The 12,124-nt window shown below is 62.8% G+C and carries 8 protein-coding genes; 4 read left to right on the plus strand and 4 right to left on the minus strand.

Annotated elements, in window-relative coordinates:
- Nucleotides 1-231: 231 nt before the first annotated feature.
- Nucleotides 232-1,506: an IMP cyclohydrolase gene (locus Q0K02_RS04140; RefSeq protein WP_294485334.1), complete on the minus strand. Its 1,275-nt coding sequence runs from the start codon at nt 1,504-1,506 to the stop codon at nt 232-234.
- Nucleotides 1,507-1,744: 238 nt separating this feature from the next.
- Here Q0K02_RS04140 and Q0K02_RS04145 point away from each other — a divergent pair, with 238 nt between their 5' ends.
- On the plus strand, nt 1,745-2,083 hold the full coding sequence (locus Q0K02_RS04145) for a hypothetical protein (RefSeq protein WP_294485337.1): 339 nt from the start codon (nt 1,745-1,747) through the stop codon (nt 2,081-2,083).
- A gap of 164 nt (nt 2,084-2,247) precedes the next feature.
- Here Q0K02_RS04145 and mutM read toward each other — a convergent pair whose 3' ends face one another.
- The 3 genes from mutM to recA all read right to left on the minus strand — a co-directional run bounded on the left by mutM (nt 2,248) and on the right by recA (nt 7,383).
- A complete protein-coding gene (gene mutM, locus Q0K02_RS04150) occupies nt 2,248-3,201 on the minus strand; it encodes a bifunctional DNA-formamidopyrimidine glycosylase/DNA-(apurinic or apyrimidinic site) lyase (protein ID WP_294485339.1) in 954 nt (317 codons plus the stop codon).
- A 195-nt stretch (nt 3,202-3,396) separates the two neighbouring features.
- A complete protein-coding gene (gene alaS, locus Q0K02_RS04155; RefSeq protein WP_294485341.1) occupies nt 3,397-6,051 on the minus strand; it encodes an alanine--tRNA ligase in 2,655 nt (884 codons plus the stop codon).
- A gap of 237 nt (nt 6,052-6,288) precedes the next feature.
- Complete coding sequence (gene recA / locus Q0K02_RS04160) at nt 6,289-7,383, minus strand: recombinase RecA (protein WP_294485343.1); 1,095 nt, start codon at nt 7,381-7,383, stop codon at nt 6,289-6,291.
- A gap of 194 nt (nt 7,384-7,577) precedes the next feature.
- On the opposite strand from recA, the gene Q0K02_RS04165 reads away from it, so the two are divergent.
- From Q0K02_RS04165 to Q0K02_RS04175, 3 genes are all read left to right on the plus strand, one after another.
- Nucleotides 7,578-8,651: a tRNA(5-methylaminomethyl-2-thiouridylate) methyltransferase gene (locus Q0K02_RS04165; RefSeq protein ID WP_294485344.1), complete on the plus strand. Its 1,074-nt coding sequence runs from the start codon at nt 7,578-7,580 to the stop codon at nt 8,649-8,651.
- Between the two features lie 37 nt (nt 8,652-8,688).
- Nucleotides 8,689-10,230, plus strand: a complete 1,542-nt coding sequence (gene ilvA / locus Q0K02_RS04170) for a threonine ammonia-lyase, biosynthetic (protein ID WP_294485346.1) — start codon at nt 8,689-8,691, stop codon at nt 10,228-10,230.
- Nucleotides 10,231-10,785: 555 nt separating this feature from the next.
- The gene (locus Q0K02_RS04175) at nt 10,786-12,000 is read left to right on the plus strand and encodes a DUF3798 domain-containing protein (RefSeq protein ID WP_294485348.1); all 1,215 of its coding nucleotides are present in this window, start codon (nt 10,786-10,788) and stop codon (nt 11,998-12,000) included.
- The last annotated feature ends 124 nt before the right edge of the window (nt 12,001-12,124 follow it).

Genomic DNA, 12,124 nt, shown 5'->3' on the forward strand with positions numbered 1-12,124 from the left:
AAAATGGTCAGACCGCCCCCGGCGGACAAACATGCGCGCTGCGCGCGTCCGGCGCGGAGAAAGCCGAAAACGGAGCGGCTTCCCGCTCTCGACGGGGCTCCGAAAAATTCCTACTGCGGCCCGCCACGGATGAAAACAGAGGTCACGCTTCCCCGGTCGCAGAAGGGCGCGTGAAGAGAGGCATCCATGACAATGCCGGGAAAGCTCGCGCCTCCCCGGCATTATGATTCATCAGTGTTTGAAGGAGCGCTGGCCGGTGAACACCATGGCCACCTGCGGTTCGTGCTCGTTGCAGGCCTGCACCACTTCCCAGTCGCGTATGGAGCCGCCGGGCTGGGCAATGGCCGTCACGCCCTGCGCCATGACGACGTCCACGCCGTCGCGGAAGGGGAAGAAGCCGTCGGACACCACCACGGAACCGATGAGGCCGCCCTTGCTTTCCCGGGTCTCGCGGTTGATCTCTTCAAGCGTGGCCGCGGCTTCGGCGTCGGAAAGCGCCTTCTGCTGAAGCTCGTACAGGGAAAGGCCGGTGCGCTTGAAGGAAAGCACGTCGGCATGCTTGGTGTAGGCCTTGTGAATGGCCAGTTCCGCGCAGCCCACGCGATCCTGTTCGCCGGTGCCGATGGCCACCGTGGCGCCGTTGCGCGCAAAGATCACGGAGTTGGAGGTCACGCCCGATTCCACGGCCCAGGCAAAGAGCAGATCTTCGGCTTCCTGTTCCGTGGGCTTGCGCGCCGTGAACACGGTGCCGTCCTTCTTCGTGCCGGTGGCGGGCATGAAGTCGTCCACGCTGCTGATGCGGTTGACGAAGGACTTCTGCATCACGATGCCGCCGTCGGTGAGGCTCTTGAAGTCGAGCATGGGAATGCCGCGCAGCTCGTCGAGATGCGCAAGGCCGGGCAGCTCGAAGATGCGCAGATTCTTGCGGCCCTTGAGCACGTCCACCACGCCTTCTTCAAAGGCGGGCGCGGCCACCACTTCAAAATACTGGGAGGCGATGAGTTCGGCGCACTTCATGTCGAGCGGACGGTTCACCACCACCGCGCCGCCGAAAGCGGCAATGCGGTCGCACCAGAAGGCGTTGTTCAGCGCGTCGAAGAGGGTGTCGGCCCAGGCAGCGCCGCAGGGATTGTTGTGCTTCAAAATGGCGGCCGCGGGCTTCTTCGTGAGATACTGGAGAATGTTGCAGGCGTTGTCCACGTCGGTGAGATTGGTCTTGCCCGGATGCTTGCCGGACTGCACCATCTGCTCTTCGGTGAGCGCGGAAACAATGCCCTGATGGGGAGCGCGCCACTTGAGATCGGCCACCTTGTTTTCGCCTTCCACGAATTCATAGAGCGCAGCGGGCTGATCGGGGTTTTCGCCATAACGCAGTCCGCGCACTTCGCCGCCCATTTCCCAGGTGCGCTTGCGATAGGTGAGCACGCTGTCTCCCAGCGTGATGGTCATGGTGTCGGGGAACCCGTCCGCCACAATGGTGCGGTACATATCTTTCAGATCGCTCATGTCAACTCCGCCTCGGCGATAAAGATGTTGGAAGAACGCGCCTTGCGGTTCCTGCCCGCGCAGCGCGGAAACGCGCCTTGCGGCGTCGTTCCTTGGGGAGTTTACGTTTTTATCATAAAAATCGAGTGCGGGCAAATTGCCCCTCCGGCAGGGGGGCGGCGCGCGGACCGTCAGAATTCATTTGCCCGCGCAGCGCTTGCAGGGTATAAGCAAGACCAGTTCAACCGCGAGGACAACAATGGAAAAAATGCTGCTCAAAATGGCCCGTCAGCTCAACGCCATGGATGAGGCTTCCCTCATGGCGCTGTGGAACAAGTACATGCAGCGCGTTCAGGACTTCGACGCTTCCCGCGAATGGGAAGAAGCCGTCATCGTGCTTTCCCTCATTCAGGCCGTGCGCGGCAAGAACCAGCTGTTCAACGTGAAATGGGAAGAGCGCGAGGAGCTCAAGAAGGCCGAAGTCGAGAAGCCCCGCATCGAGGACATGCGCCCCTGGCGGCGCAGAACTCCCAAGGAAAAGCCGGAGGAAAAGCCCGTGCAGAAGGCCACGGTGCATCAGTTCCATCCGCTTTCCTGATCCCGACCGCGCGGCGGCCGAACCTGCACCCGCGTCCGCCGACGCTTTTCCCCGCTGCGCCCGGAATCGCAGCTCTCCGACCTGCGTGGCAGGCGCTGCGCCGCCAGCCTGCATCCTGAGTCCTGCCCAGCGCCTGAACGCCGGTCTTTTTTGCCGAGCGCCGCTCAGCGCTTCTGACACCTCGGGCACCACACGGACATTCTTCCCGCCACGCGTCCCGACGCCAGTGCCCGGCCGCAGGAAACGCACTTCTCCCCCGCTCTGCCGTACACGCGAAAACGGTTCTGAAACGCGCCCACGTCTCCGCGGGCCGTGCGGTAGTCCCGAATGGAGCTGCCGCAATCGCGGATGGATTCGAGCAGCACCTCCACAAGCGCCCGGTGCAGACGCGCCAGCCGTTCCGCCGAAAGAGACTTTCCCGGCGCGTCCGGCCGGATGCCTGCACGGAACAGACTCTCATCGGCGTAGATGTTGCCCACGCCCGCCACCACGGACTGATCGAGCAGCAGCGCCTTCACCGCCCGCCCGGAAGAAAAGCGCGCGGCAAAGGCTTCGTCCGATATTTCCAGAGGCTCGGGCCCGAGCTCCCGCCAAAACGACCAGCGCTCCATCTCCCGGGTCGAGAGCGCCCGCACCTGACCGAACTTGCGCGTGTCGTCAAAAAAGAGAAGCCTGCCGTCGTCCAGCGTGAATATCACCCTCGTGTGCTTTTCCGGCGGCGTTCCGGCAGGATAGACGAAGAGCCTGCCCGTCATGCGCAGATGAAAGGCCAGCGCCGTGATGTCGCCGGGCTCCTTTCCATCCAGCGAAGGGCGAGAGCGCTCCGCGCCGCAGGCCGAATAGCAGAGCGGCCAGCACGACGCGCTCTCCGGCGCGGGAATCTCCGTCTCCGGGTGCGAAGCAGGCAGCACGTCCGCCTCACGGGAAAGATAAAGCAGCAACAGCTTGCCGCGCCTTCCCGTTCCCGTCGCCACAAATCGCCCGGCCGCCACGCGCTCCGCGCCAGCCTCTCCCTGCCACGTTCCGGCGTTCAGCACGTTCACGGATGCAATGCGCCGTCCGCACACCTGCGGCGCAAGCGTGCGCGCCACGGTTTCCACTTCGGGAAGTTCCGGCATCTTCCTCTCCTGACCATGAATTCATCCGCGCTCCGCCCGGCAGGCCCGACGCCGAACAGACGACGTGAGTTTCGAGCCCTGCGCAACATGCGCAAACGCCCGCGTCCGCCGCAGTTCCGACGCCTTTTGCGGAAACCCGCCGCAGAGCGCAAAAAGAAGGGAAGGAGCATCCCCCTTCCCTTCCGTCAACACAAACTAACCGGCGATCTTCTGCTTCAGAATCTTGAAGGCCTCGTCGATGCCTTCAGGATTGCTGCCGCCCGCCTGCGCCTGGTCGGGACGGCCGCCGCCGGAACCGCCGATGGCCGCGGCCACGTCGCGGATGAGCGCGGGCGCGGTGAAGCGGTCGTGCAGGTCCTTGGACACGTAGAGAATCATCTGCGCCTTGCCGTTGTCTTCCGACACGAGGCAGGCCACGCCGGAAGGCATCTTGGAGCGCACGTCGTCCATCATTTCGCGCAGCGCCTTCACGTTCATGGCCCCGGCCTTCACGGCCAGCACCTTCACGCCGGCAATCTCTTCCACGGCGGACATCACGTCGCCGCGGCTCGCGGCCTGCGCCTTGTCGAGTTCCTTGCGCAGAGTCTTGATTTCCTTCTGCATGGCTTCCACGCGGGAGGCGAGATCGGAAGAGCGCACCTTGAGCAGCGCGCCGAGGGCGTTGAGTTCGCTGCGGCGCTCGTTCATGATGTTGTAGGCGTTCCAGCCGGTGGCCGCCTCGATGCGGCGCACGCCGGCGGCCACGCCGCCTTCGGAAAGAATGACGAAGCAGCCCGCCTGACCGGTGCGGGAAAGATGCGTGCCGCCGCAAAGTTCCATGGAGCAGGGCTCGACGCCTTCGGCTCCCATGCTGACCACGCGCACCTTGTCGCCGTACTTTTCATTGAACAGCGCCATGGCGCCGGACTTCACGGCTTCGTCGTGATCCATTTCGCGGGTGGTCACGGGGTAGTCGGCCATGATCATGGCGTTCACTTCGCGTTCCACGGCGGCGATTTCCTCGTCGGTCATGGCCGCGATGTGCGTGAAGTCGAAACGCAGATGATCGGGGCCCACGGAAGAGCCCGCCTGATGCACGTGGCTGCCCAGCACCTTGCGCAGGGCCGCCTGAAGCAGATGCGTGCAGGAATGGTTGCGCGCCGCGGCGATGCGGTCGCCTTCGGTCACTTCCATGTCCACTTCCTGCTCGGCGCGGATGACGCCTTCGGTCACTTCAATCTGTTCCACGGTCAGGGTGGGCATGGGCTTGAGCGTATCGGTCACGCGGGCCTTGCCCTCTTCCGTGGTCAGGACGCCGGTGTCGCCGCTCTGGCCGCCGGACGCGCCGTAGAACGGCGTATGACCGGTCACCACGTAGCCCTTGGCGCCGGTTTCCAGCTTTTCCACGGGCAGGGCGTCTTCGTCGAGAAGCGCCACGATGCGGCTGTTCGTCTTCAGCGTGTCGTAGCCCACGAATTCCGACTGCATGCCTTCCTCAAGCAGACCGCGGAAACGGGCCGCCAGATCCTTTTCGCCGGAACCCTTCCACGCCGCGCGGGCGCGGGCGCGCTGTTCCTGCATCTTTTCGGCAAAGCCTTCCTCGTCCACGGTGAAGCCGCGCTTGTAGGCCACGTCGGACACGATGTCGAGCGGGAAGCCGTAGGTGTCGTTCAGGCGGAAGGCCACGTCGCCGGGAATCACGGTCTTGCCGGCGGCGGAGAGCGCTTCAAGTTCGCTGTCGAGCAGGGCGAGGCCCTTGTCGAGGGTCACGCGGAAGCGGTTTTCTTCCTCGAACACCACGCGGGAAATGAAGTCGGCGTGCTCGCGAAGTTCGGGATAGTCGTCGCCCATGACTTCCACCACCTTGCCCACGGTCTTGTAGAGAAAGGCCTCGTGCAGACCCATGAGCGTGCCGAAGCGCAGCGCGCGGCGGATGAGACGGCGCAGCACGTAGCCGCGGCCTTCGTTGGAAGGCAGAATGCCGTCGGCGATCATGAAGGCGGCGGCGCGGCTGTGGTCGGCAATGACGCGCAGCGCGGTGTCCACGTCGTTGGTGTCGGGCGCGGAGAAGCTGTACTTCACGCCGGCGATGGAAGCCGCGTACTGAATGATGTCCTGGAAGAGGTCGCAGTCGAAGTTGGAGCGCTTGCCCTGGCACACGGCGGCGATGCGTTCGAGGCCCATGCCGGTATCGATGTTGGGATGTTCCAGCGGCACGCGCACGCCGGGTTCCTTCTGATCGTACTGCGTGAACACGAGGTTCCAGATTTCAAGGAAGCGGTCGCAGTCGCACTTGCCGATGCCGCAGTTGGGACCGCAGGACATGTCCTCGCCCTGATCGATGTAGATTTCCGAGCAGGGGCCGCAGGGACCGGTGTCGCCCATGGTCCAGAAGTTGTCCTTCTCGCCCATGCGGGTGATGTGATCGGCGGGCATGCCCGCAATTTCCTGCCACAGGTTGTAGGCTTCGTCGTCGTTTTCGTACACGGTGACGTAGAGCTTGTCGGCGGGCAGATGCAGTTCCTCGGTCACGAACTTCCACGCGAAGGTGATGGCTTCGCGCTTGAAGTAGTAGGCGAAGGAGAAGTTGCCCAGCATTTCAAAGAAGGTGTGATGGCGGGCGGTGCGGCCCACGTTTTCAAGGTCGTTGTGTTTGCCGGAAACGCGCAGGCACTTCTGCGAGGTGGCGGCGCAGCGGTAGGAACGGCGTTCCTGACCGAGATAGAGCTTCTTGAACTGCACCATGCCGGCGTTGGTGAAGAGCAGCGTGGGGTCGTCCTTGGGCACCAGGGACGAAGAAGGCACTATGGCATGTCCGTTCTTTGCAAAAAAGTCCAAAAACTTTCGACGTATTTCCTTGGCAGTGAGCATATGTTCTTCCGATTGAGCCATACCGTGACCTCTCATTCTCATAAAGACGGGGGAAGAGAGCTCTTCCCCCGCAAGTTTTCGTGATGAACGGGCCGGAAAACGTTCCCCGGGAACATTTTCCCCGCCCCGTTTTCCGATCGGAGAGCAACGTTTTCAGGCGCATTCCGCGCCGAAGCCCTCTGCCGGAAAACAACGCCGGAGCGCCCCGCTTTCGGCGGAGCGTCCGGCGAAACATGGCTAGTAGCTTTCGTCGTAGCTGTCCTCGTCGCCGGGAAGGCCTTCGCTCTCCACGGGCGCGGCTGCGGGAACGCCGTCGGCGTTCATGCCGAGATGCTCCTTGACCTTGGCCTCGATTTCATCGCGCAGGGCGATGTTCTCGTTGAGCATGTCGCGCACGCGTTCGCGGCCCTGGCCCAGCTTTTCGTCGCCGTAGGCGTACCACGCGCCGCTCTTGTCCACAATGCCCGCGTCCACGGCCATGTCGAGAATTTCGCCCGCGCGGGAAATGCCCGTGCCCCAGATGATGTCGAACTTGGCTTCGCGGAAGGGCGGAGCCATCTTGTTCTTCACCACCTTCACGCGGGTGAGGGAGCCGTAGGCCTCGTCGCGATCCTTCAAGGTCTGCACGCGGCGGATGTCCATGCGCACGGAGCTGTAGAACTTGAGCGCGTTGCCGCCGGTGGTGGTTTCGGGGCTGCCGTAGCCCATCTGACCGATCTTCATGCGTATCTGGTTGATGAAGATCACGCAGGTGCGCGACTTGTGAATGGTGCCGGTGAGCTTTCTCATGGCGTGCGACATGAGGCGCGCCTGACTGCCCACCTGGGTTTCGCCCATGGCGCCGTCGAGTTCGGCCTGCGGAATGAGGGCGGCCACGGAGTCGATGACCACGATGTCCACCGCGCCGGAGCGCACCAGCATGTCGGCGATGTCGAGGGCCTGTTCGCCGTGATCGGGCTGGGAAATGAGCAGCTCGTCGGTCTTGACGCCGAGTCTCGCGGCATAGGAAACGTCCAGGGCGTGTTCCGCGTCGATGAAGGCGGCCACGCCGCCCAGCTTCTGGCATTCCGCAATGATGTGCAGCGTGAGCGTCGTCTTGCCCGAAGATTCGGGGCCGTAGATTTCGGTCACGCGGCCGCGCGGCACGCCGCCGATGCCCAGCGCCAGATCGAGGCCGAGGGAACCGGTGGGAATGACCGGCACATGCACGTGCGCCCCGTCGGACAGCTTCATGACCGCGCCCTGACCATACTTTCTTTCAATGGTGCTGAGGGCTGTCTTGAGCGCTTCGCGGCGGGCATCTTCCGCGGAAACAAGAGGCTTCTTCGCCATGGATGACATCTCCTGAAGTAAGAGCGTATTGCCGCACGAAACGAACGCCCTGCCCTTCAGGACAAGCGCGACGCCGTGCGTAAGCGGCCTTTCCCCGGGGGGAAACGCCCCAAGACAGGAACATTAGCAAAAGGGCGGGCGGGGGGCAAGAGAAACACTTGCCAGCGCGCCGCATACCATCTATCTAAAGAGTCATGAAAAATTATGACGGCATAGCTCTTTTTTCCGGGGGACTGGACAGTATTCTCGCCGCCCGGCTGCTCATGGAACAAGGCAGGACCATCAAGTGCCTGCACTTCTACTCGCCCTTTTTCGGCCATCCCGGCCGCGTGGAACACTGGCAGGAGATCTACGGACTCGACATCGACGCCATCGACGCTTCCGCGCCGTTTGTGGACATGCTCCGCCGCGGCCCGGAACACGGCTTCGGCAGCGCCATGAATCCCTGTGTGGACTGCAAGATTCTCATGATGCGCCTCGCCAGGGAACGCATGGCCGAATACGGCGCAAAGTTTCTCGTGTCCGGCGAAGTGCTGGGACAGCGCCCCATGTCGCAGCGGCGCGACACGCTCAACGTCATCCGCCGCGACGCAGACGTGCGCGACATTCTCGTGCGTCCGCTCTCTGCCAGACTGCTTGATCCTACGGCTCCCGAAGAATCGGGCCTCATCGACCGCTCCCGCCTGCTCGGCATGAACGGACGCGGCCGCAAGGAACAGCTCGCCCTCGCCGAACAGTTCCACATCACCGAAATTCCCACTCCCGGCGGCGGCTGCAAGCTCACGGAAAAGGAAAACACCCGCCGCTTCTGGCCCGTGCTCTCCCGCCTCGCCTCCCCCGACGTGAACGACTTTCGGCTTGCCGACGTGGGCCGCCAGTTCTGGCACGACGACTGCTGGCTCACCATAGGCCGACACAAGTTCGACAACGAAGCCTATGCCGGACTCCTCCGCGAAGGCGACGTTCATTTCAAGGTGGCGGGCTTCCCCGGCCCCATCGCCCTCGGCCGCCGCAGCCGCCCCTGGGATGAAGACTCCCTGCGCGAAGCCGCCGCGCTCGTGGCCTCCTATTCGCCGCGCGCCTGCCGCGCGAGCGAGGAAGGGCAGCGCATCAGCGTGCGCGTGACGGTGAACGGTCAGACGCATATGGTGGAAGTCACGCCCCGCCGTGAAACCGTGTTCCATGAACCCACCTGGGAAGACGCGCGCGACGAGTTGCACGCCCTGCGCAAGCCCGGAAAAACCTGCGAACAGAACGCCGGAAAATAAACGGCACGCCGCAAGACGTGCACAGGAGAACGCCCCGATGTCCACAGAACATCCCACCCCTGCAGAATACCTGCGCAAAATACTTCTTTCCCCCGTGTACGACGTGGCCCGCGTGACCCCGCTCGAATACATGGAAAAGCTTTCGGAACGCGTGGGCTGCCGCGTGAGCCTCAAGCGCGAAGATCTTCAGCCCGTGCATTCGTTCAAGCTGCGCGGCGCCTACAATAAAATCGCCAGGCTGCCCGAAGAAGCCAAAAAGCGCGGCATCATTGCCGCATCCGCGGGCAACCACGCGCAGGGCTGCGCCCTTTCCGGCTCCAGGCTCGGCGTGAAGGCCACCATCGTCATGCCCAGGACCACGCCCGACATCAAGGTGGACGCCGTGCGCCGCTTCGGCGGCAACGTGGTGCTCTTCGGCAACAGCTTCGACGAGGCCTATGCCGAATCCATGCGCCTCGCGAAGGAAGAGGGGCTCACCCTCATTCCCCCCTACGACGATTCCGACGTCATCGCCGGTCAGGGCACCATCGCCCGCGAACTGCTGGAACAGGACAGCCGCCTCACGCACGTGTTCGTGCAGGTGGGCGGCGGCGGACTCGCCGCGGGCATCGCCGTGTACATCAAGCAGATTCTGCCGCAGGTGAAGGTCATCGGCGTGGAAGCCAAGGGCTCCGCCTGCCTCAAGGCCGCGTGGGAGGCGGGCGAGCCCGTCACCCTCGACCGCGTTTCCCTGTTCGCCGACGGCGTGGCCGTGAAGCGCATCGGCGACGAAACCTTCCGCGTGCTGCGCGACAACCTCGACGAAATCATCACCTGCTCCAACGACGAAATCTGCGCCGCGCTCAAGGACATCTTCGACGACACCCGCGCCATTGCCGAACCTTCCGGCGCGCTCTCGCTGGCCGGTCTCAAGAAGTACGCCGCAAGCCACGACATCAAGGACGCGCGCATGGCCGCCGTTCTCTCGGGCGCGAACATGAACTTCCACACCCTGCGCTTCGTTTCCGAACGCTGCGAAGTGGGCGAACAGCGCGAAGGCATCATTTCCGTCACCATTCCCGAAAAAAAGGGCGCTTTCCTCGATCTGTGCCGCAAGCTCGGCAACCGCATGGTCACGGAATTCAACTACCGCTTCTCCGATCCCTCGCAGGCCGAAATCTTCACCTCGCTGCGCCTCACCGAAGGCATGGACGAGCTTGAACGCATCATCAGCGGTCTGCGCGAGGCCGGCTACAACGTGACCAACATGACCAGAAACACCTTTGCCAAGAGCCACGTGCGCTACATGATCGGCGGCCGCGCTCCCAGCATCGTGAAGAACGAGCACATCCTGAGCTTCCAGTTCCCGGAACGCACGGGCGCGCTCCTGCAGTTCCTGGAAACGCTCGGCACGAACTTCAACGTGACCATGTTCCACTACCGCAACCACGGCGCGGAATACGGCCGCGTGGCCTGCGGCTTCGAGGTCGCGCCCGAACAGTGCGAGGAGTTCTACGCCAATCTCGACAAGCTCGGCTTCGCCTGGTGGGACGAAACCGACAACGAAGCGTGCAAGAAGTTCCTCTCGCCGCTTGACTAAACCCTTCCGGCGGCCTGCGCTCCCCGGACGCTCTCCGCGTCCGTCGCCTGCGCGGGCCGCCTTTTTTTTGCCCGGCATGGCGAGGGGCACGAGTCCCGCGCCTCCCGCCCGCGCGTTTTCCCGGGAAAAAAACGCTTCCGGGAACACGGCAAAACAATACTGAGGCAGAGTCTGTTGATCCCTCCCTGCGGCGTGACGCCTCCCGCCCGTGCGGCGCGCTTCATTTTTCTTCCCCCGCTCTCTCGCCTTCTCCTCTTCTCTCCCGTCTGCTTCTCCTCTCGTTTCCCCTGCCGCTCCTTCTTTCGATCTTCCGACCATCTTCGTCTTCCAGGGCCGCTCTGCAACGCCTTTTCTCCGCCGCCGCGCAGCCTGTCCGCGCCGGACGCGCCGCGGCATTCCCGACGGACGCCGTCAAAATTCAAATTTTCCCTGCGTCCGCCGTTCACAGATTCCGCTTGTTTTTTTCCTTTTTGACATCTTCCGCGATATGAGTATAAGCTGGAACATAATTGGTCTAAAAGACCGGTCGCCTATTTCTCAAGGAGGGAATGAAAGGTGAAACGTTTTCTCGCAGCCATGTGTCTGGGACTGATGGCCTTCGCCACACAGGCTTCCGCCGCGGAGCCTGCCAAAATTCATATCGGCATCTGCACGGGCACGGTTTCCCAGTCGGAAGACGACCTGCGCGGAGCCGAAGCTCTCATTAAAAAGTACGGAGACGTCGCCAACGGCGGCATGATCAAGCACATCACCTACCCCGACAACTTCATGACTGAAATGGAAACCACCATTTCGCAGATCGTTTCCTTTGCCGACGATCCCGACATGAAGGCCGTCATCGTCAATCAGGGCATTCCCGGCACCACCGCCGCCTTCCAGCGCATCCGCGAAAAGCGTCCCGACATCATGCTCCTCGTGGGCGAAGCCCATGAAGATCCGAACGTCATCGAAAGCGCCGCCGACCTCGCCATCAACGCCGACAACATCTCCCGCGGCTATCTCATCATCGCCGCCGCCAAGAAGCTCGGCGTGACCGATTTCGTCCACATTTCCTTCCCCCGTCACATGAGCTACGAGCTGCTCTCCCGCCGCCGCAACATCATGGAAGTCGCCTGCAAGGACCTCGGCGTGAACTTCCACTTCATGAGCGCTCCCGATCCCACCTCCGACGTCGGCGTGGCCGGCGCCCAGCAGTACATTCTCGAACAGGTTCCCCAGTGGCTCGACAAGCTCGGCCCCAAGACCGCGTTCTTCTGCACCAACGACGCCCACACCGAACCTCTGCTCAAGCGCCTCACCGAAGACAAGGGCGGCTACTTCATCGAAGCCGACCTGCCTTCTCCCCTCATGGGCTATCCCGGCGCGCTCGGCATTGATCTTGCCGACGTGTCCGGCAACTTCCCCGCCATTCTGAAGCGCGTGGAAGACACCGTCATCGCCAAGGGCGCCGCCGGCCGCATGGGCACCTGGACCTATTCCTACGGCTTCACCAATTCCCTCGGTCTCGGCGAACTCGCCATCAAGTACGCCAAGGAAGGCGTGACCGGCGGCCGCAGCTTCCGCCGTCACTTCAAGAAGGAAGACGTGTTTGAAGCCTACAACGCCGCCACCCCCGGCTCCACCTGGAGCGGCGGCTACTACATGGACGTGGCCACCGGCAAGGAAAAGAAGAACCATGTGCTGGTCTTTGAAGACCTGTACATCTTCGGCAAGGGCTACATGCACATGACCGAAGTGCCCGTGCCCGACAAGTACAAGAAGATCAAGTAACGCTTCGCAGGGGAAGGCTTCGGCCTTCCCTTTTTGTACCGTTCGTTCCACTGCTTTTTGCGCTCGAATTGCGCTCGTGTAAAACGTAACTCATTCAATGCGTTACAAGATTTCATCATGCCTT

The organism is uncultured Mailhella sp., from assembly GCF_944324995.1.
Classification (GTDB): domain Bacteria; phylum Desulfobacterota; class Desulfovibrionia; order Desulfovibrionales; family Desulfovibrionaceae; genus Mailhella.